This is a genomic window from Enterococcus sp. S86.2 (genome assembly GCF_059834485.2).
Genome location: NZ_CM206813.1, coordinates 685,745 through 710,562 on the forward strand (window position 1 = coordinate 685,745; position 24,818 = coordinate 710,562).

Consider the following 24,818-nt stretch of genomic DNA (forward strand, 5'->3'; position numbering starts at 1 on the left):
TATGAAACAAACTTATGTTTTCGCAGCAGATGAGCGCTATGCGAGCAAATTGATGGTATCAATAACCTCATTAATTGAGTCACAAAGAAAATTTACTAATGATAATGTGGAAGTATATGTATTATCTAATGGTATAGGGGAATCAAGTATCAGACTGCTAAAAAAAATTTCTGACAGTTATAGAAACTTCGAGATAATTGTTTATGATATTGCTAATCTGAATGACCTTCTTCCAGATAATATCTATATTGGAAATCTTAGTATTGCAGCATATTCAAGACTTTTTATCCCTAAATTATTTGAGAATAAACATAGAGTCTTATATCTAGATACGGATATTCTAATTGATGATAATTTAGAATTTCTTTTTGAAATGGATTTGAAAAAGAACTATATTGCAGGTGTACAAGCCGTACTTGAAAAAGGGAGACAGGGATTCGCTGTAAATTCTGGAGTTACTTTATGGAATATTCCAGAATGCAAAAAAGTTAACTTATTTCAAAAATTTATGGATTTTCTAGAGAAAAATGGTGATAAAGTTGAATTTCACGATCAAACTGTGATTAACCAAGTAGCATCAGGCAAGATGTTGAAATTACCATTGAAATATAATACTACCACACCTATATTGTTATATTCTTACCAAAGATTTATTAATATGTTTAATTTATCAAGTTTTTATTCTGAAAAAGAGTATAACGATGCATCCAACAATCCTGCCATAATACACTTGACTGCATGGACCACTGGTAGACCTTGGCAAAGAGGTAATATTCATCCATACTCCAGTTTGTATGAAAAATATGCCAATATGATTAATGTAAATGTAATAGATGAGAATGCTTTTTATAATAAAAAGGTTAATTTTATTAGAGATAGATTCTACAAGTTAGCTCCTATTAAAATTGTTAAAATGTATAGGAAAGGGAGATAATATGGAAATTCAAAAGGAGACAATTGGAATTTTAACATACCACAATACTCAGAATTTTGGTGCCGCACTACAATGTTTTGCACTATATTCAGCTTGTTCCAATGCTGGCAAATATGTTGAAATTATTAATTACAGAAATCAGTATATTGAGCAATCCAAAGGGAAAAAAAATAGGTCACTCATCAAGGATTTAGTACAAAAACCATTATTTTGTCAAAGAAAGAAAGCTTTTGAAAATTTTAATTCTCTGATGACATTTAGTTATAAGTGCTATGATCGTAAAAAAATTTTGGCTGATCCTCCCAAATATGATAAATATATTGTTGGAAGCGATCAAGTTTGGAGTTATAAAATAAATGGTGGTGATACCACTTATTTATTGGATTTTGTTGAAAGCCCGAATAAGTTTACTTTTGCGTCTAGTTTTGGTGTCAGCACACTTCCTAAAGATTTAGTAAGGGAATTTAAAGAAAACTTAAAAGGGTTCCAGTATATTTCGGTCAGAGAAAGTACGGGGGTAAACTTGCTGAGAGAAATTGATGTGAAGGGGGCGGTTGTCGTTAACGACCCAGTATTTTTATTATCGAAAAGTGAGTGGATCAAAGCTCTGAATTTGAAAAATAATTCTACCAATAAAAAAGTGTTTAGTTATTTTCTTGATCACCATACAAGACAAATGTTTGAAAATAACTTTAATTATAAGAATAAAATGATGACAAAGCTGTCTGGTGGAATAAAACTGAAAGATTTTATATCTCCAAATGTCAGTGTTGATTTTAGTCGTGGACCGGCTGAGTTTTTAGAAGAATTAAATTCAGCGGATATAATTTATACAGACTCGTTTCACGCTACTGTTTTTTCTATAATTATGGAAAAGCCGTTTATTGTGTTTTTAAGAGGAGATGAAGGAAAAGATTCAAGAATAATCAATGTTTTAAAAATGTTTGGCTTAGAAAAATGTATTTATAAGGAAGGCATTGATATTAATTATATACCTAACTTGGATTATAATGTTATAAGATCTAGCGTAGATGAGGCTAGAGAACATAACGTCAGTAGTTTATATAATAATATTTTAAATGTTAAAGTGAAATGAAAAAAAATATAGTATACGTTGCAATTTATCAAATCCTTATACTAATAGTCCCTTTTTTAACGCTTCCATATATTTCGCGGGTTTTAAAACCTGAAGGTGTGGGGATTTATTCGTTTACAAATTCTATAACAATGTATTTTTGTTTGTTTTGTATGTTAGGTATACAACTTTATGGTAGAAGAGAAGTTGCTAAAGTTCGTGATGATAAAGAAAAATTATCAGCTAGCTTTTACCAAATTTATTCTGTTCAAATTGTATCATCAATTTTGTCTATTACTAGTTACCTTCTTTTTTTATTAAGTAGTGAATATAGAATTCAATTACTATTTCAATTACCACTTATTTTATCTTATGCTATTGATATTAGTTGGTTATATTTCGGTTTAGAACAAGTAAAGTTTACAGTCACAAGAAACTTTGTTCTAAAGATTGTAACATTAATTTTAGTTTTTTTATTAGTTAAAAAGCAATCAGATATAAACGTTTATATATCTATAAATGCATTAGGGACTTTATTAAGTCAATTAGTTTTATGGCTAGGGTTAAATAAATTTATCTTTTCACCAAACCAGAGTTATTTCAAGGGATTCAATTTTAAAAAACAATTTATCAATTCTTGGAAGTTATTTATTCCAGTACTGTCCGTCCAACTGTATGTAATTGTTGGGAAAACCTTGTTAGGATATTTTTCAACTTCATCACAAGTAGGTTTATTTGAAAGTGCAGATAAGTTGACAAGAATTCCAATTACGATAATTTCAGCGATAAGCCAAATTATGCTTCCAAGAATGACCTATTTGTATTCAAAGAAGGTATCGAATGAATTTGAGAATACAATTAAACAATCTTTTCTGGGGACCATGATTTTTGCTATAGGATGCTATTTTGGAATATTTTCTGTTTCAAATTCGTTAGTACCAATATTTCTAGGGAATGATTTTCAATCTGCTATAGTTATTGTTAGAGTTTTGGCACCAATCATTTTGTTCATAAGTTGGGGGAATGTATTTAGAATGCAATATATTTTGCCTAAAGGCATGGATTCTCTTTATACTAATACCGTCCTAATTGCATGCGTGTTAAATATCATTCTTAATATAGTACTTTCTCCATTACTAGGAGCATTAGGTGCAGCAATATCATCATGTGCGTCTGAGGGAATAATTTGCTTATATCAGAGTTACTATCTAAGAAAAGAATTCAATTATGGAGAATATTTTCTTTTGATCTTTCCTTATATTTTATGTGGAGCTTTAATGGGAGGAATTGTTTTTCTATTTGAAGTACTTTTAGGTCAATCGGTGTTAATACTTATTTTAGGAGTAATTTTAGGAATAGTAGTTTACATATCATCTATTCTAATTTATGAAAAAATTGCAAAGAAAGAGTTTTTATTAAAAGAATTAAGAAAGTTGTGTGAAAAATGATTAACATTATCGGATTAGGCTATATTGGACTACCAACAGCTTTAATGTTGGCAGCGTCAGGAAATGAAGTAGTGGGTACAGATTACAACAAGGAATTGGTGCAAACACTTAACAAGAACATGCTGACTTTTGAAGAGCCTGGTTTAGAAGAACTTTTTGAAAAGGCTAATAATAAGGGGATAACATACACAAATGAATATCAGAATACTGATTTTTATATAGTTACAGTTCCGACACCTTATGATAAAGAAGACAAAAAAATAGATCCATCTTATGTGATTGCGGCAACAAACAAAGTTTTGGAAGTATGTAAAAAAGGCACGATATTAGTGATTGAATCAACAATTTCTCCAGGAACAATTGATAAGTTTGTCCGTCCTTTAGTAAAAAAAGCTGGATTGAAAATTAATGAAGATATTTATCTAGTTCATGCTCCAGAACGAATTTTACCAGGACAAATGATTAAAGAATTGAAGCATAACTCACGAACTATTGGGGCTGATTCTCCTGAAGCTGCACAAAAGGTGAAAGATGTATATGCGACTTTTTGTGAGGGAGAAATTGTTTGTACGGATATTCGAACTGCAGAAATGACGAAGGTTGTGGAAAATACATATCGTGGTATTAACATTGCTTTTGCCAATGAACTTACAAAAATTGCACGCCATGACAATTTGGATGTACATGAAATTATTAAGATTGCAAATATGCATCCACGGGTTAACATTTTAAGTCCGGGACCTGGCGTTGGTGGGCATTGCATACCGGTCGATCCTTGGTTTTTAGTAGGAGATTATCCAAGACTAACGAATTTGATTTCAACAGCATTAGAGATTAATGAATCTATGCCTGAAATGGTTTTGGACCGTATTACAGATATCATGAAAGAAAACAACATTACTGATAAAAATAAAATTGGAATCTATGGTTTGACGTATAAAGCTGATGTTGATGATATTCGTGAAAGCCCCACATTACAGTTGTTTGAAAAGATGGAAGCACATTTTGCAGAACCATTCAGAGTTTTTGATCCGATGGTTAAAAAGAAAATATTAAGTAATCAACAAATGAATTTTGAAAATTTTGTTGAAGAATCGGAATTAATTGTATTGATGGTTGAACATTCACATTTGAAGGAAAATATTGATTTACTTAACGGAAAATATATTTTGGATACACATAATTTGGTTGATGATGCTTACAAATTATAGGAAATAAGGCTGAAAAAATGAATGATAAACTGAAAATAATGACAGTATTCGGAACTAGACCTGAAGCAATCAAAATGGCTCCTTTAGTAAAAGCTATTGAAAACGATGATCGATTTAAATCAATAGTAGCAGTGACCGCACAACATCGAGAGATGCTGGATCAAGTATTGAGTATTTTTGACATTGTTCCTGATTATGATTTAGACATAATGAAAAACGGCCAAACTTTGACTGATATCACAGCAAGAGTTCTCAGAGAACTTGATTCTGTTATTAACGAATCGAAACCAGATATTATTCTAGTTCATGGTGACACAACGACAACCTTTGCGGCATCAATGGCGGCATTTTATCATCAAATTAAAATTGGCCATGTGGAGGCAGGACTAAGAACTTGGAATAAATATTCGCCTTTTCCAGAGGAAATGAATCGACAACTAACAGATGTATTGGCAGATATTTATTTTGCGCCGACTAAAGAAAGTAAACAAAATTTACTGATTGAAAATCACGATGAAAGTAAAGTATTTATCACTGGCAATACAGCAATCGATGCAATGAAATATACTGTTGATAAAGAGTATAGAAGTGAAATATTATCTGAAAATGAAGATAAGAAAATCATCTTAGTTACAATGCATCGTCGAGAAAATTTAGGAACTCCAATGGAAAATGTGTTTAAAGCAATTAATCGTTTAATTGAAAAATTTGATGATATAGTTGTTGTTTTTCCAATTCATAAGAATCCTAAAGTTAGAGATTTAGCTAATAAGATATTAAAAAAATCTGATCGCATTAAACTTATTGAACCACTCGATGTTGTTGACTTTCATAATTTTGCTAGCCATAGCTATATGATATTGTCAGATTCAGGCGGTGTACAAGAAGAGGCTCCTTCACTAGGCGTGCCCGTCCTAGTTTTGAGAGATACAACGGAACGTCCAGAAGGTGTTGCTGCTGGCACATTAAAATTGGTAGGAACTGATGAAGATACAGTGTTTACGGAAGCTGAAAAATTGATTGTTGATTCTGCTGAATACGAAAAGATGTCAAAAGCGTCTAATCCCTATGGTGACGGGAACGCTTCTAAAAGAATATTAGATTCTATAGCTTTTGATTTTGGTATTACGTCTGATAGACCTAATGAATTTGAATAGAATAGTGAGTAATCCTGAAACGTCCTGAAAGAGTTGTTTATACTTTTTTAGGACGTTTTGATAAAAGCATATAACATAACCTAGGAGGTGATTCCCATCTACAAAAACGCAATTCGCCTAATAGCACTACTTATCATCGCTATAATGTATACGACAAAATTTTATTTTCTATCACTCAATACTTTGTTGGCCTATATTCCATTAGAGTTATCTTTTCATATAAAAGATGCCCGTTCGCCGGTGATACAAGTTATTTTAGGCTGTGCTTGGTTACTATTTTTTCCAAACATTCCCTATTTAGTGACCGATATTGTGCACTCGGATATGTTGCAGCTATATAATTATGCTGATGGTAGCAGTTTACCAAGTGTGCGGTTGTGGGCGTTGTTAATTGCTTTGTTTTTAGTAATTTTTGCTTTTAATTTGTGGGGATTCTCTGAGTTATTAAAGCTGGCCCGTTATTTCAAAGATAGACTGAACTTGCACCGGTATGTGATTCGTTTTATCGTTGGTGCGATTTGTTTTCTTTCTTCGATGGGAATTTATGCGGGGAGATTTCCGCCGCGCTTACATTCTATCTATTTTCTGACCGATCCATTAAAAGTTTTCGATATTGTTTTTTTGCAGTGGTCACAGAAAAAATTGGAATTTGTTTTATTATTCTTTGTTCTTCATTTGGGAATTTTGACTGTATTGTATATTCAAAATTTGTTAATGGGGCGTAAAGGCGAAAATATTTAAAAAAATAATTGGCTAGAGTTGTATTTTGTACTGATTTCCAAAAGTTAGATCAAAAATCTAACTTTTGGGTGTCAGTATTTTTATGGCTTTAGCCAATTCCTATTTTCTGGCTTCTTGTTGGTTTTATAGCCGCTTTTATGGTACTTTTGAATTAAAGAAAAGGGTTTTATATGGATGCTTTTTTATTTAAGAGTGCTTAGGAGGGGATAAAATGACTCATTACCAAAATATTTTAGTAGCGATTGACGGTTCAAAAAATGCGGAGAAGGCTTTTACTGAAGCTGTTGCTTTAGCCAAAGCAAATAATAGTAAGTTGTATCTGGCTTGGATTATTGATGAGGCATCGCTGTCTACGAGTTCATTTGCTGTTTCGAAAATTTTAAAAGAAGAGCAAAGCAAGGCAAAGATGGTATTAGCTGATTTAGTGGAGCAGGCTCGCAATGCTGGGATTGAAAATGTTGAAGAGATTTTAGAAGTGGGTGAGCCAAAAACCTACATTACCCAAACAATCCCGAAAAATTATGAGCTTGATTTAATCGTTGCTGGTGCGACAGGAAAAGGCTCCTTAACGCGAGAAAAAGTGGGCTCAACCATTCAATATATTGTGAATCACGCGCCCTGTACGGTACTCATGGTGAAGTAATTTTAAAAAGTAAAAGCGACTGTTGGTGGCGTCTTTTAGACGTGCCAACAGTCGCTTTTTATATGCTTCATTTTTTGTTAGCCAGTTGAAGAGGGGGGCACAACTGGCTAACAAAAAAATTAACAACTTATTTTGTTTCTAGATCATGTAAGAAGAGACCACTTAATAATTTTGGTTCAAACCAGGTTGATTTTGGCGGCATGATTTTCCCAGCGTCAGCAACATCTAAAAGATCTGTCATAGCTGTCGGATATAAGGAGAAGGCGACTTGCCAAGCACCACTGTCGACTAATTTGACTAATTCTTCAGGGCCGCGAATACCGCCGATAAAGTCAATTCGTTTATCGACTCTAACATCTTTAATTCCAAAGATTGGGTCAAAAACATTGTCTTGCAACAAAGATACGTCTAAGCGTTTTACCGGATCGGTGTTTTTGATTGTCTCTTTTGCACTTAGCGTATACCATTGTCTAGCTAAATACATTTGAATTTGACCTGGTGCATCGGGTTTTGTTTTCGTTGTTTTTTCAATTGTAAAACTAGACTTGAGCTGATCTAAAAAAGTATCTGTAACAGGAACATTGACAACACGATTGTACTCCCAAATGGCGAGTTCATTTTCTGGAAAGACGATAGCTAAAAAGTGATCACTTTCAGGATTACTATTTTTTTGCGCCCGTTTTTCTAAACCAACTTTAACTGCTGATTCGGTTCGGTGATGACCGTCTGCAATATAAAGGGCCGGGACTGCTGCAAATAATTTGGTTAAGGCTGCAACTTTGTCTGTATCATCAATTACCCAAACTTTATGATTTACATCGTGGTAGCTGTCAAAATTATAAGTAGGCTCGTGATTTTCCTGCCAAGCTTTCATAATTTTTTGAATTTCGTCTTCATGACGATAAGCTAAGAAAATAGGGCTGGTATTGGCATCACAAGCTTTGATGTGGTTAATCCGATCGACTTCTTTTTCTGGGCGGGTAAATTCGTGTTTTTTAATTTTACCTGCAACATAATCATCAATTGAAGCACATAGGGCTAAACCTGTTTGGCTGCGACCATTCATTGTTAGTTGATAGAGATAAAAATAAGGTGCGTCGTCTTTTTTTAGCCAGCCTTTCTTTAAAAAGTCGGCTAAACTAGTGGCAGCTTTTTGATAGACGGCTGGATCATAAGGTGACAGTTCTGGTGGCAAGTCAATTTCAGCGCGATCGATATGAAAATAGCTATAAGGATTTCCTAAAGCCATTACCCGGGCTTCTTCACTATTAATGACATCATAAGGTAAGGCGGCAACTTTTGCACTTAAGTTTTCCGCCGGACGAATTGCTTTAAAGGGACGAATATCAACCATTAATACCCCACCCCCGGGTTTTTAATCACCCGCACGCGAATAATATCGGGATTTTCTTCTAAGCGCGCGGCAACAGCTTGCGCATTTTCTTGCTCGTCACAATTAATGTCCACCAAAGTATAGGCATAATCATCTCGACCACGATTGACCATATTGTCGATATTGATATTCATATCCGCGATGATTGAAGAGATTTGACCTAGCATATTTGGAATATTTTTGTTAATAATCGTGATCCGATATGGAGAGTGAAAGGCCATCTCAACGGTTGGAAAGTTAACAGAGCGTTTGATAGTGCCTTCTTCTAAAAAGCGTTTTAGTGTTCTAGCAGCCATTTTGGCACAGTTCACTTCAGCTTCTTGGGTTGAAGCACCCAAATGTGGCAAGACTAAAACTTTGTCGTTGTGTAATAATTTTTCATCCGCAAAGTCGGTTGTATAACCAGTCAGCTGTCCTGCTTTCAATGCGTTTAAGACGGCAGTATCATCAACAATACCACCGCGAGCAAAGTTAAATAGTTTGGCACAACTTTTCATTTTTGCCAACTGTGCTTCACCAATCATGCCTTTGGTTTGCTCGGTTAACGGCACATGGACGGTGACAAAATCACAAGTTGTCAACACATCTGCCAATTCATTGGCACGGGTCACGCGTCGTGAAATACTCCAAGCGGTATCAACAGAAACGTAAGGGTCATAACCCACAACTTCCATGCCTAATCGGTAAGCGTCGTTTGCAATCATAGCACCAATAGCCCCAAGGCCGATGACACCTAATTTTTTTCCTTCTAATTCATGGCCCGCAAATTGCTTTTTATTTGCTTCGGCTTGTTCTTCCACATCATCACCGGTTAAGGTTTGAACCCACTGGGCACCTTGTAAAATTGGGCGCACGGATAACAATAAGCTGGCGATAACCAATTCTTTGACAGCATTGGCATTTGCGCCTGGGGTATTGAAGACCACAATCCCTTGTTTGGTACATTGTGTAACCGGCACATTGTTGGTACCCGCACCTGCTCTGGCAACAGCGACGACACTTTCAGGAAAAGCGTAATCGTGTAATTTTTGACTGCGTAAAATAATACCATCCGGAGTTTTGCTTTCGTTAATGGCGTAATTATCTTTATCAAAGCGATTCATGCCTTCAGGGGCAATCGCGTTAAATGTTTTAATATGGAACATCTTACAGTCCTCCATTTTCTTTTTCGAATTTTTCCATGAAAGTCACGAGCGCTTGTACGCCTTCTTTTGGAAAGGCATTGTATAGGCTTGCCCGCATACCGCCAACTGAGCGATGGCCTTTTAAGTTTTCAAAGCCTGCTGCTAATGCTTCTACATTAAATTTTTGATCTAATTTGGCATTGCCGGTTACAAACGGAATGTTTGTTAGAGAACGGCTATCTGGGCGCACTGGACTGGTAAATAAATTCGATTTTTCGATTGCATCGTAAAGTAATTGAGCCTTTTCTTGATCTTGTTTTAAGATTTCAGGTAGGCCACCAAGTTCTTGCAACCATTTGAAAACCAATTGTGCAATGTAAATGGCAAAGGTTGGGGGCGTATTGTATAAAGAGTTTGCCGCTGCTTGCGTTTTATAATCTAACATGGGCTCGTTTACTTCATACAAACCTAACAAATCATCGCGAATAATTACAACGGTTAAACCAGCAGGGCCGATATTTTTTTGTGCGCCGGCGTAGATGATACCAAAGTCTTTTACATCATAGTCGTTGGCTAAAATATTTGAGGACATGTCGGCTACAATCGGGACATTCCCGGCATTGGGAATACTTTTATAAGCTGTTCCGACAATGGTATTGTTGGTTGTAATGTGCAAGTAAGCAGCATCTTGATCAATCATGTCAGGGGTAATTTCTGGAATATAGGTAAAGTTGTCTTTTGCTGAAGAAGCAATCACTTCAACTTCAACGTTGCCTAATTCTTTGGCAGCTGCAATTGCTTTTTTAGACCATGAGCCGGTATTAACATACAGGGCTTTTTTATTTTGCGCTAAATTTAATGGCACCATTGAAAACTGTAAGCTTGCACCACCTTGTAAGAATAAAACATGGTAGTTGTCCGGAATATTCATTAATTCCCGCAAGCGTTTTTCGGCGTCTTTAATTATCGCATCAAAAAGGGAGGAACGATGACTCAACTCCATCACGGACATGCCGCTACCTTTGTAATCCGTAAATTCGGATTGGGCCTGCTCCAAAACGGGTGTAGGTAATACGGCAGGACCGGCTGAAAAATTGTAAACAGTCATAACTATTCTCTCCTTTGAAAAAGTAATTTTAACTCTAAATGAGTTATCGCCTATTGTAACAGATGAATTTCAGCTTTTAAAGTGATTTTTCAGAAAATTGCAAATAAACAACACGCAATTGTTAACTTAAAAAAATACTAACAAAGTAGATAAGTGAAGATAATCACAAATGTTTAAAATGAAATAACGAAAAAATTATTTAAAATTCTTTTCAAAAGCCTTTGACATTTTCCCGTGAAGTTTCGTTGTTAAAGTGTAAGGGCGCTACTTACGATACTAAATCAAAAAACTACTTTTGAAACGGCCGTAAAAAGGTAGTTTGCCAATCAAATTATTAATTATAAGGAGGCAACAAAATGAAAACACATGTTAGCACAAATTTGACAGTTACATTTTTAGAACCGGGAAAAGAAAGTCTGACAAAACAGAAGTTTTCAAATAGCGTGGAAAATCCCCTTGAAGTTGACGTGTTAGCTTTCGGGCGCGCCTTTAGTCAGTTGTTACCAACTGATGTTAGTTATAACAGTGTCGTAGAGACAAAAGAAATCGAATATACCGCGTAATAATAGTAGGCAAGAAAGTCTAGAAAATTGAAATTTTGAAAGGTGGAAAACAAGATGAAAAAACTGCATTTGACTTTTTTTAATAGTGAGGGAAAAAAACACAAAATGATTCCCCGGGTTGCAAATGAAAATTTGGATGCCACAAAAATTCAGCAAGTAATGGAAGAAATCAGTGGATCGGCTTTGTTTGTCAAAAAAGGAGTAACATTGTTTGTTGCCCCAGCTAGTGCAAAATATGTTGAAACCATTGAAACAGAGCTTTTTGATACAGAAGGATAAACATCGTTAGGTAAAAGACTGCACTAAAAAGTAAAGGATAGCTGAAGTTATGTCCCAGCCTAGGCCTTAGTAAAACTTTGGTGCAGTCTTTTTTACATTTTTTTACAAGAAGGAGGCTATTATGATTTTAAAACCAGTGATCATTGACATTAGTGAATGGCAATTACCAGAGGCGATTGATTACAACATCTTAGCAAAAAATATTGCCGGAGCGATTGTTCGGGTACAATACGGTTCATTACATCGGGATGTGCATTTTGAAACACATCTTAAAAAATTGCAGGAATACAAAGTTCCGGTGGCAGTTTATGCATGGGTGAGAGGTACTAGTATCTCCGACATGAAACAAGAAGCCCGCGATTTCTATCAACGCGCTAAGAAGTTTCAACCAACTTTTTGGTGGTTAGATGTAGAAGAAAAATCATATTCGGATATGCGTAATGGCTGTGAAAGTTACCGTCAAGAGTTGAAGCGTTTGGGAGCAAAAAAGGTGGGTGTCTATATTGCCAATCACTTATATCATCAATTTAATTTAGCTGTCGAAAAATTCGATGCTATTTGGATTCCAACTTATGGTCAGAATAATGGCCGTTATGAAGGCTTTAACCCGACTTGTACCACGCGGTATGATCTGCATCAATATACGTCAAATGGTCGCATTTCTGGCTACAAAGGAGCAATGGATTTAAATCGGCTAACTGGCAGTAAAGATTTTGGAGTACTTTTTGATACAAAATTACTTGAAGACCAAAAGCCAACCTTACCACCAACTAATTCAGTTTCAGGAGGATTAAAAAAATTGAAAACATTTACTTTAAATACGGCTGTCTACTTGCGAGAAAAAGCAGACACTAAAGCTGGTGTGATTGCCTTACTTCAAAAAGGCGACCAGATAAAATTTGATGATATTATTTTAAACCAAGGTTATTTATGGGGCGTGCAACCGCGAGCTAAAGGAAAAAAAGGCTATCTAGCTTTAGGAAAAATAACAGCACACGGTGGAATAAAATAAAAAAATAAGACTTGGATGAATTCATCCAAGTCTTATTTTTGCTAAGATTCTAGCCATAATAACGTAAGGAATAACACTCTCCCCTACACGCTGTCGGAAATCTTCCCCAAAATTTCCTTTAAATTTATTATAGTATAGGATGAAGAGAAAGTTAAATAAAGTGACTTTCCGAAAAAGAATAAAATAATTGAAGGAAATGAATTTATTTGCTACTATACTTACAAATAGTAAGTTGTAAACACTTTGAGATTTATTGCAATTTTTTTGAGTCTAATTAGAAAAAACAACTGGTTATAGGCCAGCTATAAGGCAGAATTTTGCTAAAGGGATTTTTAGATTTGTTCAAAATTTGACTTATTGTGCCGCAAGGTCCTTTATGATGCTAGACATGCAAAAAAACTTTTAAGGTAAAGCGTTATTCATTATGAGCGGTTAATCGAATGCTTCAGGTGATTTTTGCTGGATACGACACAAATAGAATTTTTTATCTTAAACTTATTTTTAAGCACGCTATTAAAATGGCTAAAACGGAGGGAGAATAATGAAATACTTATACGATGCTGGAACTGCAGGTAGTAAGAAGTTATTATTATTACATGGTACGGGCGGAGATGAAAATTCTTTAGTGGATATTGCCCGTTTTTTAGATGGGGGATGTGCGGTTTTATCTTTTCGCGGGGAAGTAGAAGAAGACGGGATGAATCGCTTTTTCAAGCGCAATGGCTTAAATCAATTTGATTTAGCTAGTTTGGAAAAAGAAACAGATAATTTATATGAAGAAATCAAACGAATTAGCGCAGAGAAAAATGTGCCTTTAAGTGACTGGGTTTTAGTAGGGTATTCCAATGGTGCTAATATTGCGGCCCATCTGTTATTAGAGCGGCAAACGCCATTAACCCAAGGCTTATTTTTTCATCCCATGTCACTGGGAGTGCATGAAAAACAATTTGAGCTAAAAGATAAACGAATCTGGCTTTCTTTTGGTCAGGGCGATCCAATTGTTTCGCCTGAATCTTTTAACGAACTTGCAGAAGCATTTGATAGTCGGGGGGCAGATTTAACGATCAAGCAAACCAAACAAGGACATCAATTAACTGCAGATGAAGTAAACCAGGCCCGAAATTGGCTTCACCAGCTCCCAATGTAAAAAAATTTTGAAATAAGAATAGTCAGCCTTACGTCATAAGACGAAATTTTAAAGAAATGTTTGAATAGTTGTAGGTAAATTTCGACGGATTGACTGCGGGCTGTTTTTTTATATTCAAAGGGAGAATAAATTTTTTTTGCAGGAGTTCTTGTGATTTAAGATCATGATTGCCAGCTGTTTTTTGAATCAGCTCTTTTGTGCATGAAGCTAAAAGCGAAAAACAATTTCTAGAAATTTCCTCCTTATTTTTTGGTGTCAATAGAGTTTGGACAGCTTTACATCGTTTAACTTTATTCAGTTTTTTTTGATAATTGTCGTAATTTTCTGAATCATTTTCTAGTATTTACTGAAATTTATTTCAGATTGTGCTAAAATAGCAAAAATATCAAATTCTTGTCGCAGACAGGTTCAAATTTAGTCATAGGGGTGTAGATGATGGAAAAAGGGTATCGCATTGCTGTTGTGGGCGCAACAGGAGCTGTAGGAACAAAAATGATCGAGATGTTGGAAGAAACCACTTTACCAATTGAAAGTATCAAACTGCTGGCTTCAAAACGTTCGGCTGGAAAAACCAGAGTATTTAATGGTGTAACCTTAACAATTGAAGAATTAGTGCCTGATTCTTTTAACGATGTAGATATTGCTTTGTTTTCTGCGGGTGGGGGGATTTCAAAAATTTACGCGCCAGAAGCGGTGAAACGCGGAGCAGTTGTGGTGGATAATACGAGTTATTTTCGCATGGATAAAGAAGTGCCATTGGTGGTACCAGAAGTAAATCCGGCTGCTTTAAAACGGCACAAAGGAATAATCGCAAATCCCAATTGTTCAACAATTCAAATGATGGTAGCATTAGAGCCAATTCGCAAAGAAGCCGGGCTAAACCGGATCATCGTATCCACCTATCAAGCAGTTTCAGGGGCAGGGGCAAAAGCGGTTGAAGAATTAAAACGAGAAGCCAAAGAATTCTTAGCCGGAAAATCAAAAGATGAATTGGATCCACAAATTTTGCCAGCCGGAAGTGATAAAAAACACTATCCAATCGCTTTTAATGCGCTGCCACAAATCGACGTTTTTGCTGAGGATGATTACACGTATGAAGAGTGGAAAATGATCAATGAAACCCATAAAATTATGGAAGACGATGCTATAAAAGTTGCTGCAACTTGTGTTCGGATTCCTGTAGTCAGTGGACATTCTGAATCTGTTTATATTGAAACAAAAAAAGAAATGTCACCCCAAGCAGTTAAAGATCTATTAGCAAAATCACCCGGTGTGACACTAGAAGATGATCCAAGCCAACAAATTTATCCCCAAGCGTTAAACAGCGTTGATAAAAAAGATACATTTGTCGGTCGGATTCGCCGCGATTTAGATGTCAAAACTGGGTTACACATGTGGGTCGTATCGGATAACTTGCTAAAAGGTGCGGCCTGGAATTCCGTACAAATTGCAGAAACCTTGCATGAGATGGACTTAGTTCGCATACCCAAATAAAGTTGTTTTGAAAAATTTAAAAAACGTTGCAAGTAACTGATAACGTGTTAAAGCTTTTTGCTTTTAGACTTTATGCAGGTAAACTTGGAACGTTTTTTTGTGTACTTTTTATTGAGCCTTAAAATGCAGTGCGTGTTTTAAAAATCGTACTTTCATTTTTAGGAGTGTGTAGCTTATCTAACTTTTTTATAGTCAGCCTTTTAAATAATGCGCTGTGCAATAAGTCAAAGGAAAACGATTTATTGCAATTCTACCTTAATGCTTAAAAGTAAACCGAGTTCGTGCAGTTTTTTTATAGCGGGCACTTAAATTCGTTAATTTTACTAAAAGATTTTTTGCTGCAAACCGCTTCCATGATAAATTAGCAGTTCGTCGCCGCTTTTTGCCACTTTTTAGTGTATAATGGACAGTGGCTAGTTGGGCACAGAAAAGAAAATATTATATTTATATAGAAAAAATTTGAGAGGTGAATGTTTTTGAGTAACATCAAAATCATTCCATTAGGCGGCGTCCGTGAAAACGGTAAAAACATGTACATCGCTGAAGTGGAAGATGATATTTATGTATTAGATTGTGGGTTGAAATACCCAGAAAATGAATTATTGGGAATTGACACAGTTATTCCTGATTTTACTTATTTAGTAGAAAATGCAGATCGTGTTGTCGGTGTCTTTTTGACCCACGGACATGCGGATGCCATTGGGGCGTTACCTTACTTTTTGGAAAAAGTTGATGTACCTGTCTTTGGAACAAAGCTAACAATTGAGTTGGCAAAAATTGGCGTTCATAAAAATGATGCCACCAAAAAATTCCGGGATTTTCATATTATTGATGAACATACGGAGATTGATTTTGGGACAACGACAGTCGGCTTTTTTAGAACTACCCACTCAATTCCAGATTCGGTAGGGATCACTTTGAAAACCAAAGTAGGCAATATTGTCTATACTGGTGATTTTAAGTTTGATCAGGCTGCTGTGCCAATGTATCAAACCGATTTTGCGCGGATTGCTGAAATTGGTAAAGAAGGTGTCTTAGCGCTATTAAGTACTTCTAGTAATGCTGAAAATCCGACGCCAGTCGCTTCAGAACGGCAAATTGCCGATGAAGTTTACGATACCATTAAGTATTGGGAAGGCCGCATTATTGTCGCCGGGGTAGCAAGTAATTTACAACGGGTGCAGCAAGTTTTAAATGCTGCATATCGTTGCAACCGGAAAGTCGTTTTAACTGGGCAAGATTTTGGCCGAATTATTCGGACGGCAATGAAATTAAACAAATTAGAATTGCCAGATGAAGATTTATTCATCACACAAAAAGAAATGAAAAACTATCCACCAGAAGAAATTATCGTTTTAGAGACAGGTCGAATGGGTGAACCGATTAAATCACTACAACGGATGGCTAATGGTTCCCACCGCACATTGCGCATTCAAGAAGGGGATTTAGTGTATATCACGACTACGCCAACTACCGCCATGGAAACCACGGTTGCCAAAACCGAAGATATTGTCTTTCGTGCTGGTGGCGTCGTAAAACAAATTTCTGATAATATGCGGGTTTCAGGTCATGCCAATCCCGATGATTTACAATTAATGTTAAATTTATTAAAACCAAAATATTTAATTCCAATTCAGGGGGAATACCGTCAATTAGCGGCCCATGCGCAACTGGCTCAATTAACCGGAATTCCGTTGAAGAATATCTTTATCACAGCTCGTGGTGATATTTTGGAATATAAAAACGGTCAAATGTCTCAAGCTGGTTCTGTACCGGCGGAAAATGTTTTGATTGATGGTATTGGTGTTGGCGATATCGGCAATATCGTGTTGCGAGATCGCAAAGTTTTATCAGAAGATGGCATTTTCATCGCAGTGGTTACAATTAATCGCCGTGAGAAAAAGATTGTATCTCCGCCACAAATCACTTCCCGTGGTTTCGTTTATGTAAAGGCGAGCCGTGATTTAATTCGGGAAAGTGCTGAAATGGTGAGTGAGATTGTTGAAAAACATTTACAAGACGAAGAGTTTGAATGGAGTAAATTAAAACAAGATATCCGCGATCGTTTAAGCCGCTACTTGTTTGAACAAACAAAGCGTCGACCGGTTATTTTGCCAGTTATTATGGAGTCATCCCAACGACAAAAAAGAAAATAGGCCAAAGACACCAAGACGAAAACTTTTCGTTTTGGTGTCTTTTTTTGTAATAAATAAATTTTAGCTATTTGCGCCCACGGATTTTTGACAATTTTTTGCCTTTAGCAGGTGATCGCTTTGAAAAAAGTGTCATACAAGTTAAGCTGTAGTCTATTTTATATTTTTTAAACAAAACATATGAAATCTTTCTGAAAAACGATTATACTATTTTAGTGTCTATTTTTGGCAAAGGACAATCGCAATAAGGACTTGTCAAAATGGAAAATAAAATAGAATAATGGTTTATTAAAAGAGTTTTTATTCTTTTACGAAAGGAAGTTTTGTATGCATACATACCAAGAAGATAAGGTTGTTCAAAAAAATCGTTGGTGGATATTGGTTGCAGTTTCGATGTTTACGTTTATGTCTACTTTAGATGGTAGTATTGTAAATATCGCGTTGCCAACTATTTCAAAGGATATGCAAGTACCAATGAATCAGTCAGAATGGATCGTCTCCATTTATTTAATGATGGTCTGTGCGTGTTTGTTATTATTTGGGAAAATTGGCGATAGCTGGGGAAAAATTAAAATTTATCGCATTGGAACCTTGATTTTTGTGATTGGATCTTTACTTTGTGGTTTTAATCACTCGTTAACTTTTCTACTGTTTGCCCGCGTTATCCAAGCTTTAGGAGCTGCGATGACGATGGCGACCAACACAGGTATTATTACCGAAGTTTTCCCTATGAATGAAAGAGGACGGGCGCTTGGGATGATTGGTGCCTTTGTGTCTTTAGGTTCAATTGCCGGCCCTGGTTTAGGCGGCTTGATCTTGGCGCATTTTTCATGGGCGTATATTTTTTGGATCAATGTCCCAGTTGGGATTATCACCATGTTAATTAGTGAAAAATTCTTACCAAAAGATATTACACTAAGCGCAGAAAAAATTGATATGGGTGGCTTTGCCGCGGTTGCAGCGACGATTATGACCTTTTTTGGTGGTGTCTTTTTAGGGCAAGAACACGGCTTTTTAACCCCAATTCCGTTAGCCTTGTTTGTCTTAGCCGTCATTAGTTTTTTCATCTTTTTATATGTGGAAAAGAAAGTGAAATTGCCTTTAATTACCTTTAGTATTTTCAAAAATAAAGTTTTTACTATGAGTTTAGTTACGGCTTTATTGATTTTTTCTTCTAACTTTTTTGTCAATGTCGTTATTCCGTTTTATCTTCAAAGTGCCCGTGGCCTTTCACCTAGTTATGCTGGCCTTTTAATGATGGTCTTTCCATTTTTAATGGTAATCGGCTCGCCTTTAAGCGGCTATTTAACTGACAGAGTGGGCCCAGAAATCTTAGTTTTAATCGGGCTTGTGATGTTATCAGTGACCCAATTAATGTATATGTTTATGCACGCGGATTCGCCTTTGTGGTATTACGTTGTGGCAACTGCTATCATGGGTTTAGGCAATTCATTATTTCAATCACCCAACAATACAATGGTTATGAGTAGTGTTACCAAAGAAAATCTGGGGGTTGCTGGCAGTTTGAACTCTTTTGCTCGTAATTTGGGCATGGTCGTAGGGATTTCGCTAGCGACAACTATCTTGTATGACGCCATGAGTTCGAAAATGGGAGAACGGGTGACAACGTACATTGCCAAGCGGCCAGATGTTTTCATTTATGGAATGAAAATTACTTTTTTAGGTTCGTTTTTACTTTGTTTAGCGGCATTACTTTTAACGCTTTATCGGGTGAAAAAACAAGGAGGCATCAGAAAACATGTCTAATGCAGTGGAAGAATATTTAACAAAAAACCAGATGCAATTTGAAAGTTTTACTTTTGATGTAAGTGATGAAGATGAAGGACGCGCCCAAGCAGAAAAATTACAATTAGCTGTTACCACCATTTATAAGACCTTGGTTTTAAAAGGCAATAAAACGGGAACGGTGATTGCCTTAGTTCCCCTTGACGGACGCCTAGATTATAAAAAGACGGCGAAAGCTTCTGGTAACCGCAAAGTCGGCTTTCCCCCGATGGAATATGTAATGGATGCAACTGGTTATCCCCATGGTGCCAATACGCCAATCGGGATTTTCATGCAACATAAGGAATATAGCCAAGTTTTTGATACGAGTATTTTGAATCACGAAGAAGTTATTGTCTCAAGTGGCGAGTTGGGTCATAGTGTTAAAGTTAAAGTTGCAGATTTAATTGCATTGATTCAACCAATTCAAGCAGATATTTTGGCTGTGTAAGCCTAAAAAAGCAGATACAAAAGTAGTCGTTTTTAAACTACCTTTGTATCTGCTTTTTTTATAAGGAAAGTATCACGTTTTGACATGAACAAAGCGTTTTAAATCAGGGCGGCTCAAATTAGCTACACAAACTAGCTCTCCAAAAAATAAGGCGAAATTTCTAAAAATTTGCTAAACACCAAGTAAAAACACGCATAAGCGCAATAAACGTTGTGTTTTTTAGTTATTTGGCTGTTCGCAGAGCGTATGAATCTAACAGTATCCTAGCCATAATCGATAAAGGTAAACGAGAGCGCACTTCGTAATCAGGAAAGAAGGAGCCTTCTGATTTAAAGCCAATAAAAGGAATTTCGATATACTCCATAATAGAAGAGTATCGGCTAGCGGTTAGTAAAACCGTACCAATTTCGGCTTCATAACAGTTTTTAGCAGCCACCACTAATTCTTCTGTTTCGCCATTTAATGAAACGAAAATTACGACGTCGTCTTTTGTAAGTTTACGGGAGATGTTGCGAATGATATTCGGATCGGTATGAAGTTCGCAATATTTATTTGTTAATTGCAATTTCACCATCATCTCTTGTGCAATTAATTCAGAAAACCCCCGTGCAAAAATCATGATGCGTTTGGCTGCATGAATACGTTGAATGGCATCTTCAATATTGCCAATTTCAATCATATTAATGGTTCGAATCACTTCTTGTTCGTTTTTTAAAATCGCCATTTTAATGCCTTCATCAATTTTATCTAAATGAGAGAAGTTGATGTTGGTATTTTCTTTTTCCTTTAAGGAGTGTTTAAACGCAGTAAAGCCCTCATACCCTTTCTTTTTCATTGTTCGAACGATCGTAGCAGTGGAAACATTCGCCAACTCACTTAATTTAACGATGGAATAATGTGGGATACTCGTAATGTTTTTTTGTATGAAATCCCATAGATATTGTTCTGACTCGCTTAATTTTACATCCATGATGTTATCCTTTCCAACTGATATTTGTTATTATTGTAACTTTTTACCAATTTGATGTACAGAGGGTTCAGAAAGTGAAAAAATTTTCAACTATTTTGCTCTCATTTGAAAACATTTACATAAATTATTCGTGCATAATAAAAATGAAAGGAGGGGACAAGATGATTTATACCTGTACCTTAAACTTAGCTATTGATTTGTTTATCGAAACGGATACAATGCAGCCACAAGTAGTAAATAGAACCAAAGATGATGATATCCAAGCCAATGGAAAAGGTGTTAATGTTTCATTGATTTTAAAACAGTTGGGAATAGACAATACAGCGTTAGGTTTTCAAGCTGGTTTTACGGGCCAATATATTAACGATTTTTTAACGAAAAAGGCAATTAGCACTCATTTTATCGAAGTTCCCGGTATGACACGTATCAATGTCTTCACCCAAGTTAATGAAACAAAAGAAGAATTTAAATTAGTCAATAAAGGACCTGAAATTCCAGCTGAAAAAACAACTGAATTTTTGACTGAATTAGAAAAGTTATTGCAAGAAGATGATTATTTATGTGTTTCTGGTAGTTTACCCCAAGGTGTTGCACCAGAAATTTTAGTAGCCATTAGTAAAATCTGTCATGAAAAGCAAGTGAAACTGATTATTGACAGCAGTTATAAGGAAGTTTTGGATTGTCTTTTTTACAAACCGTTTTTGCTAAAGCCAAATGAAGAAGAATTAGCAGCTTGGTATGGTGTCACACTAAAGACAAAAAAAGATTATCTAGCCTATGGCAAGCGTCTTTTGGCAGAAGGTGCACAAAATGTTTTACTTTCTTTAGGTGGTGAGGGGGCAATCTTTATTAGTGAAGATATTGTCTTAGTTGGCAATTCACCAAAAGGACAAGTGGTGAATACAGCTTGTGCGGGGGATACTTTATTGGGCACTTTTATTGCGGGAATACTAAAAGAACAACCCTTAGCCGAAAGCTTAAAGTTAGCTATTGCAGCTGGCAGTTCAACTGCTTTTCGTAAAGGTTTAACAGATTTTTCTGATGTTAGTGATCTTAAAGAGCAAATCAATATTGAAGAACAGCGCAACAAAGACGAAATTTTAGCTTAATGATCGATTCAAAACAAATTCAAAGAAATGAGGAGTGTCAAAATGGCAAAATATCAAATTATTGCAGCAACGGGTTGTCCGACCGGTATTGCCCACACGTATATGGCTCAAGAGGCATTGGAACAAGCGGCAAAGCGCAAAGGAATTACGATTAAAGTCGAAACTCATGGACAAGTTGGGGTAGAAAATGAGTTATCAAAAGAAGAAATCAAAGATGCGGATGCGGTTATTATCGCAGCAGACAAAGACGTGCATGCAGAACGTTTTGCGGGTAAACGAATTATTGACGTATCGGTAAGTAAAGGGATTAAAGAAGCAGATCAATTAATTGAAGATGCCCTAGCAGGTAAAGGTCAAGTTGCAGCAGTCGCCAATACTGTCGAAGAAGTTACACCAGAAGCATCACAAATGAATATCGGACGTAGTATTTATAAGAATTTGATGAATGGTGTTTCCCACATGTTACCTTTTGTAGTAGCAGGCGGGGTTATCATTGCCGTTTCTTTTGCCATTTGGGGTGTTTATTCTTTTGATCCAAACGATGCGACATATAATGCCACTTCGGCGATGTTCAAATCAATTGGCGATGCGGCGATGGGAATGATGGTTCCGGTAATGGCAGCTTATATTGCAGAAGGAATCGCCAAACGTCCTGGTTTAGTCGTTGGTTTTGTCGGGGGCTTATTAGCAAATTCTGGTGGTGCTGGTTTCTTAGGTGGTATTTTTGCCGGTTTCTTAGCCGGTTACTTCGTTTTACTTTTACAACGTTTGTTAAAAGTTTTACCAAAACAATTGGATGGTCTAAAGGCAATTTTCTTATATCCAGTAATCGGAGTAGCGGTTGTGGGGACAATCATGTCCTTGATTGCAGGGCCAATGAAAACGGTCAATGAAGGCATGATGAGTTTCTTATCTGGTTTTGAAAATTCTTCACCATTAGTATTAGGAATTATTGTTGGTTGTATGTGTGCCTTTGATATGGGTGGTCCAGTGAACAAGGCTGCATATGTGACAGGGACAGCATTATTAGCGCAAGGTAATAGTAGTTTTATGGCAGGCGTTTCAGCAGCTTGTATCGCGCCGCCACTAATTACAGGTTTTGCTACATTATTCTTTGGTAAATATTTCGAAACAAATGATCGCAATGCTGGTTTAGTTAACTTTATCTTAGGTTCAACCCATATTACAGAAGGCGCGATTCCATTTGCGGCAAAAGATCCATTACGGGTTTTACCAACAATGATGTTGGGCTCATCTATCGCAGCTGTTTTAACGTATATGTTTGGCGTAAAAGTACCAGCGCCTCATGGTGGCTTTTTGGTCTTACCAGTGGTGGATGGTAAATTACAATGGGTCTTTGCTATTTTAGTTGGTTCCATTGTCGGTGGTGTCATTTTAGGGTTCATTCAGAAAAATCGTGTGACAAAAGCCGCAACAAAAGAAACGACTGAAACAAAAATCGAAGTACAAGCATAAAAAGTAAAAGCTGTAGTAAGTAAAAAATACTGCTGCAGCTTTTTTTAAGAAAGGTGAAAACCATGGCACTAATTAAAACAGACCATATTTTTTTAAAAGAAAATTTTACATCCCAAGATGAAGTCATGCACTTTTTAGCTGATCAGGCAGTTTCTCTTGGTCTTTCAAATGATGAAAACAAAGTTTATGCTAAATTATTAGAACGTGAAGCAGAAGGAACAACTGGTATGATGGATGGTTTTGCGATTCCCCATGCTAAAGATACGACTATTACAGCCGCGGATATTATAATTGTCAGCTTAGTTAATCCTGTTGACTGGCAAAGTTTAGATGGCAGTCCGACAGATTTTATTATTGCCTTATTTATTCCAGATTCTGAAGCTGGAACCACGCATTTAAAACTTTTATCCAGTGTCGCGCGTCTTTTGATGCATCAAGATGTAACCAAAGGATTAAAAGCAGCGGCAACACCTGAAGAAATTGCCAATCTCTTAAATAGTAAATTAGCCGAAAATTAAGGAGCGTATTTCATGACAACAGAAGCAAAAAAAGCCTTTATCAAACAATTAAGTGACAAAAATGGTGTGATCTCTGCCCTTGCGATTGACCAACGTGGTGCTTTAAAGAAAATGATTAATAAATACCAAGATACACAAGCGCAAGCAGTTCAAATCGAAGACTTTAAAAAAATCGTGTCTTCTGAATTAACCCAATATGCTTCATCTATTTTATTAGACCCAGAATATGGCTTACCAGCTGCTAAAGTTCGCGACGAAAACGCAGGGTTATTGTTGGCCTATGAAAAAACAGGCTACGATGCTTCAACCCCAGGACGCTTGCCAGACATTTTGTCTATCTGGTCAGTGAAACGTCTAAAAGAAGCAGGCGCAGACGCATGTAAATTCTTACTTTACTACGATGTAGATGAAAATGATGAAATCAACGATCAAAAGAAAGCCTTCATGGAACGAATTGGCTCTGAATGTGCCGCAGAAGATTTGCCTTTCTTCTTGGAATTGGTTTCTTATGATGCCAATGATGCGGATGCCAGCACCAAAGAATACGCGGTTAAAAAACCACATAAAGTAATTGAAATGATGAAAGAATTTTCAAAACCACGTTATGGCGTTGATGTTTTAAAAATGGAAGTTCCGGTTAATATGAACTATGTAGAAGGTTATGCAAAAGGTGAAGTGGCGTATACAAAAGCAGAAGCTATGGCTTACTTCAAAGAACAATCAGAAGCAACTGACTTACCATTTATCTTCTTATCAGCTGGTGTTACAGCTGAATTGTTCCAAGAAACATTGAAATTCGCCAAAGAAGCAGGCTCAACATTTAATGGTGTTTTATGTGGTCGCGCGACTTGGGCAAACGGCGTAGAACCTTTTATCACAGGTGGAGAAGATGCAGCTAGAGAATGGATGCAAACACAAGGCCGTAAAAATATTGAAGAATTAAACGAAGTACTCCAAGCAACTGCAACACCGGTTAAATTGTAAAAAGGTTAGCTGTCTAAAAATATCCGAGAGAAGTATGCAGCTA

General features: G+C 36.2%; 23 protein-coding genes. 19 read left to right on the top strand and 4 right to left on the bottom strand.

Features of this window, described 5'->3' with window-relative positions; translation table 11 throughout:
• Position 1 precedes the first annotated feature (1 nt).
• The 7 genes from AC6R0T_RS03050 to AC6R0T_RS03080 all read left to right on the top strand — a co-directional run bounded on the left by AC6R0T_RS03050 (position 2) and on the right by AC6R0T_RS03080 (position 7,209).
• The gene (locus AC6R0T_RS03050) at positions 2-934 is read left to right on the top strand and encodes a glycosyltransferase family 8 protein (RefSeq protein WP_303753878.1); all 933 of its coding nucleotides are present in this window, start codon (positions 2-4) and stop codon (positions 932-934) included.
• A gap of 1 nt (position 935) precedes the next feature.
• On the top strand, positions 936-2,030 hold the full coding sequence (locus tag AC6R0T_RS03055; protein WP_303753879.1) for a polysaccharide pyruvyl transferase family protein: 1,095 nt from the start codon (positions 936-938) through the stop codon (positions 2,028-2,030).
• Positions 2,027-3,457, top strand: coding sequence for a flippase (locus AC6R0T_RS03060; RefSeq protein ID WP_303753880.1), 1,431 nt, complete (start codon positions 2,027-2,029; stop codon positions 3,455-3,457). Before AC6R0T_RS03055 ends, AC6R0T_RS03060 begins: the two co-directional genes overlap by 4 nt.
• Positions 3,454-4,668: a nucleotide sugar dehydrogenase gene (locus tag AC6R0T_RS03065; protein ID WP_303753881.1), complete on the top strand. Its 1,215-nt coding sequence runs from the start codon at positions 3,454-3,456 to the stop codon at positions 4,666-4,668. Before AC6R0T_RS03060 ends, AC6R0T_RS03065 begins: the two co-directional genes overlap by 4 nt.
• Positions 4,669-4,685: 17 nt before the next feature.
• Positions 4,686-5,825, top strand: coding sequence for a non-hydrolyzing UDP-N-acetylglucosamine 2-epimerase (wecB, locus tag AC6R0T_RS03070; protein WP_303753882.1), 1,140 nt, complete (start codon positions 4,686-4,688; stop codon positions 5,823-5,825).
• A 144-nt stretch (positions 5,826-5,969) separates the two neighbouring features.
• On the top strand, positions 5,970-6,566 hold the full coding sequence (locus AC6R0T_RS03075) for a DUF1361 domain-containing protein (RefSeq protein ID WP_303753883.1): 597 nt from the start codon (positions 5,970-5,972) through the stop codon (positions 6,564-6,566).
• Positions 6,567-6,777: 211 nt separating this feature from the next.
• Entirely contained in the window at positions 6,778-7,209 is a 432-nt protein-coding gene (locus AC6R0T_RS03080) for a universal stress protein (RefSeq protein ID WP_303753884.1), read from the top strand.
• 127 nt (positions 7,210-7,336) lie between these two features.
• Here the strand turns inward: AC6R0T_RS03080 and AC6R0T_RS03085 are convergent, their stop codons facing one another.
• Genes AC6R0T_RS03085 through serC form a run of 3 tightly spaced genes read right to left on the bottom strand, consistent with a single transcriptional unit; the run spans position 7,337 to position 10,834 of the window.
• Positions 7,337-8,563 carry a DUF1015 domain-containing protein gene (locus AC6R0T_RS03085; protein ID WP_303753885.1) on the bottom strand — a complete coding sequence of 409 codons (1,227 nt, stop codon included), beginning with the start codon at positions 8,561-8,563 and terminating at the stop codon, positions 7,337-7,339.
• Positions 8,563-9,747, bottom strand: coding sequence for a phosphoglycerate dehydrogenase (locus AC6R0T_RS03090; RefSeq protein ID WP_303753886.1), 1,185 nt, complete (start codon positions 9,745-9,747; stop codon positions 8,563-8,565). The genes AC6R0T_RS03085 and AC6R0T_RS03090 overlap by 1 nt, the downstream gene beginning before the upstream one ends.
• A gap of 1 nt (position 9,748) precedes the next feature.
• Entirely contained in the window at positions 9,749-10,834 is a 1,086-nt protein-coding gene (serC, locus tag AC6R0T_RS03095) for a 3-phosphoserine/phosphohydroxythreonine transaminase (protein ID WP_303753887.1), read from the bottom strand.
• 356 nt (positions 10,835-11,190) lie between these two features.
• Between serC and AC6R0T_RS03100 the strand changes: the two genes are divergently transcribed.
• From AC6R0T_RS03100 to AC6R0T_RS03135, 8 genes are all read left to right on the top strand, one after another.
• Positions 11,191-11,397 (top strand): DUF1659 domain-containing protein, encoded by a 207-nt coding sequence (locus AC6R0T_RS03100; RefSeq protein ID WP_206902390.1) that lies wholly within the window; start codon positions 11,191-11,193, stop codon positions 11,395-11,397.
• Between the two features lie 54 nt (positions 11,398-11,451).
• Positions 11,452-11,676, top strand: a complete 225-nt coding sequence (locus AC6R0T_RS03105; protein ID WP_206902391.1) for a DUF2922 domain-containing protein — start codon at positions 11,452-11,454, stop codon at positions 11,674-11,676.
• A gap of 121 nt (positions 11,677-11,797) precedes the next feature.
• The gene (locus AC6R0T_RS03110; RefSeq protein WP_206902392.1) at positions 11,798-12,688 is read left to right on the top strand and encodes a GH25 family lysozyme; all 891 of its coding nucleotides are present in this window, start codon (positions 11,798-11,800) and stop codon (positions 12,686-12,688) included.
• 541 nt (positions 12,689-13,229) lie between these two features.
• Entirely contained in the window at positions 13,230-13,835 is a 606-nt protein-coding gene (locus AC6R0T_RS03115; protein WP_230710034.1) for an alpha/beta hydrolase, read from the top strand.
• Between the two features lie 435 nt (positions 13,836-14,270).
• On the top strand, positions 14,271-15,329 hold the full coding sequence (locus AC6R0T_RS03120; RefSeq protein WP_282461521.1) for an aspartate-semialdehyde dehydrogenase: 1,059 nt from the start codon (positions 14,271-14,273) through the stop codon (positions 15,327-15,329).
• A 476-nt stretch (positions 15,330-15,805) separates the two neighbouring features.
• Positions 15,806-17,485, top strand: a complete 1,680-nt coding sequence (locus AC6R0T_RS03125; RefSeq protein WP_282461520.1) for a ribonuclease J — start codon at positions 15,806-15,808, stop codon at positions 17,483-17,485.
• Positions 17,486-17,809: 324 nt separating this feature from the next.
• Positions 17,810-19,249: an MFS transporter gene (locus tag AC6R0T_RS03130; RefSeq protein ID WP_206902397.1), complete on the top strand. Its 1,440-nt coding sequence runs from the start codon at positions 17,810-17,812 to the stop codon at positions 19,247-19,249.
• Positions 19,242-19,718 (top strand): YbaK/EbsC family protein, encoded by a 477-nt coding sequence (locus AC6R0T_RS03135; RefSeq protein ID WP_282461518.1) that lies wholly within the window; start codon positions 19,242-19,244, stop codon positions 19,716-19,718. Before AC6R0T_RS03130 ends, AC6R0T_RS03135 begins: the two co-directional genes overlap by 8 nt.
• Positions 19,719-19,941: 223 nt before the next feature.
• On the opposite strand, the gene AC6R0T_RS03140 is transcribed toward AC6R0T_RS03135, so the two are convergent.
• The gene (locus AC6R0T_RS03140) at positions 19,942-20,688 is read right to left on the bottom strand and encodes a MurR/RpiR family transcriptional regulator (protein ID WP_206902399.1); all 747 of its coding nucleotides are present in this window, start codon (positions 20,686-20,688) and stop codon (positions 19,942-19,944) included.
• A gap of 161 nt (positions 20,689-20,849) precedes the next feature.
• Here AC6R0T_RS03140 and pfkB point away from each other — a divergent pair, with 161 nt between their 5' ends.
• From pfkB to lacD, 4 genes are all read left to right on the top strand, one after another.
• Positions 20,850-21,797 carry a 1-phosphofructokinase gene (gene pfkB / locus AC6R0T_RS03145; RefSeq protein ID WP_303753888.1) on the top strand — a complete coding sequence of 316 codons (948 nt, stop codon included), beginning with the start codon at positions 20,850-20,852 and terminating at the stop codon, positions 21,795-21,797.
• Between the two features lie 42 nt (positions 21,798-21,839).
• Positions 21,840-23,273, top strand: a complete 1,434-nt coding sequence (locus tag AC6R0T_RS03150; protein ID WP_206902401.1) for a PTS fructose transporter subunit IIC — start codon at positions 21,840-21,842, stop codon at positions 23,271-23,273.
• A 62-nt stretch (positions 23,274-23,335) separates the two neighbouring features.
• Positions 23,336-23,791, top strand: a complete 456-nt coding sequence (locus AC6R0T_RS03155) for a fructose PTS transporter subunit IIA (protein WP_282461515.1) — start codon at positions 23,336-23,338, stop codon at positions 23,789-23,791.
• Between the two features lie 12 nt (positions 23,792-23,803).
• Positions 23,804-24,775 carry a tagatose-bisphosphate aldolase gene (lacD, locus tag AC6R0T_RS03160; RefSeq protein WP_526159674.1) on the top strand — a complete coding sequence of 324 codons (972 nt, stop codon included), beginning with the start codon at positions 23,804-23,806 and terminating at the stop codon, positions 24,773-24,775.
• Positions 24,776-24,818: the final 43 nt, after the last annotated feature.

Bases quoted from the DNA above. Each gene is read 5' to 3' on its own strand.
- AC6R0T_RS03055 (WP_303753879.1), top strand. From the start codon at position 936: ATGGAAATTCAAAAGGAGACAATTGGAATTTTAACATACCACAATACT.
- AC6R0T_RS03155 (WP_282461515.1), top strand. From the start codon at position 23,336: ATGGCACTAATTAAAACAGACCATATTTTTTTAAAAGAAAATTTTACA.
- wecB (WP_303753882.1), top strand. From the start codon at position 4,686: ATGAATGATAAACTGAAAATAATGACAGTATTCGGAACTAGACCTGAA.
- AC6R0T_RS03090 (WP_303753886.1), bottom strand. From the start codon at position 9,747: ATGTTCCATATTAAAACATTTAACGCGATTGCCCCTGAAGGCATGAAT.
- AC6R0T_RS03060 (WP_303753880.1), top strand. From the start codon at position 2,027: ATGAAAAAAAATATAGTATACGTTGCAATTTATCAAATCCTTATACTA.
- AC6R0T_RS03135 (WP_282461518.1), top strand. From the start codon at position 19,242: ATGTCTAATGCAGTGGAAGAATATTTAACAAAAAACCAGATGCAATTT.
- AC6R0T_RS03130 (WP_206902397.1), top strand. From the start codon at position 17,810: ATGCATACATACCAAGAAGATAAGGTTGTTCAAAAAAATCGTTGGTGG.
- AC6R0T_RS03065 (WP_303753881.1), top strand. From the start codon at position 3,454: ATGATTAACATTATCGGATTAGGCTATATTGGACTACCAACAGCTTTA.
- AC6R0T_RS03100 (WP_206902390.1), top strand. From the start codon at position 11,191: ATGAAAACACATGTTAGCACAAATTTGACAGTTACATTTTTAGAACCG.
- AC6R0T_RS03050 (WP_303753878.1), top strand. From the start codon at position 2: ATGAAACAAACTTATGTTTTCGCAGCAGATGAGCGCTATGCGAGCAAA.
- AC6R0T_RS03140 (WP_206902399.1), bottom strand. From the start codon at position 20,688: ATGGATGTAAAATTAAGCGAGTCAGAACAATATCTATGGGATTTCATA.
- AC6R0T_RS03110 (WP_206902392.1), top strand. From the start codon at position 11,798: ATGATTTTAAAACCAGTGATCATTGACATTAGTGAATGGCAATTACCA.
- lacD (WP_526159674.1), top strand. From the start codon at position 23,804: ATGACAACAGAAGCAAAAAAAGCCTTTATCAAACAATTAAGTGACAAA.
- pfkB (WP_303753888.1), top strand. From the start codon at position 20,850: ATGATTTATACCTGTACCTTAAACTTAGCTATTGATTTGTTTATCGAA.
- AC6R0T_RS03075 (WP_303753883.1), top strand. From the start codon at position 5,970: ATGTATACGACAAAATTTTATTTTCTATCACTCAATACTTTGTTGGCC.
- AC6R0T_RS03150 (WP_206902401.1), top strand. From the start codon at position 21,840: ATGGCAAAATATCAAATTATTGCAGCAACGGGTTGTCCGACCGGTATT.
- AC6R0T_RS03120 (WP_282461521.1), top strand. From the start codon at position 14,271: ATGGAAAAAGGGTATCGCATTGCTGTTGTGGGCGCAACAGGAGCTGTA.
- AC6R0T_RS03085 (WP_303753885.1), bottom strand. From the start codon at position 8,563: ATGGTTGATATTCGTCCCTTTAAAGCAATTCGTCCGGCGGAAAACTTA.
- AC6R0T_RS03115 (WP_230710034.1), top strand. From the start codon at position 13,230: ATGAAATACTTATACGATGCTGGAACTGCAGGTAGTAAGAAGTTATTA.
- AC6R0T_RS03105 (WP_206902391.1), top strand. From the start codon at position 11,452: ATGAAAAAACTGCATTTGACTTTTTTTAATAGTGAGGGAAAAAAACAC.
- serC (WP_303753887.1), bottom strand. From the start codon at position 10,834: ATGACTGTTTACAATTTTTCAGCCGGTCCTGCCGTATTACCTACACCC.
- AC6R0T_RS03080 (WP_303753884.1), top strand. From the start codon at position 6,778: ATGACTCATTACCAAAATATTTTAGTAGCGATTGACGGTTCAAAAAAT.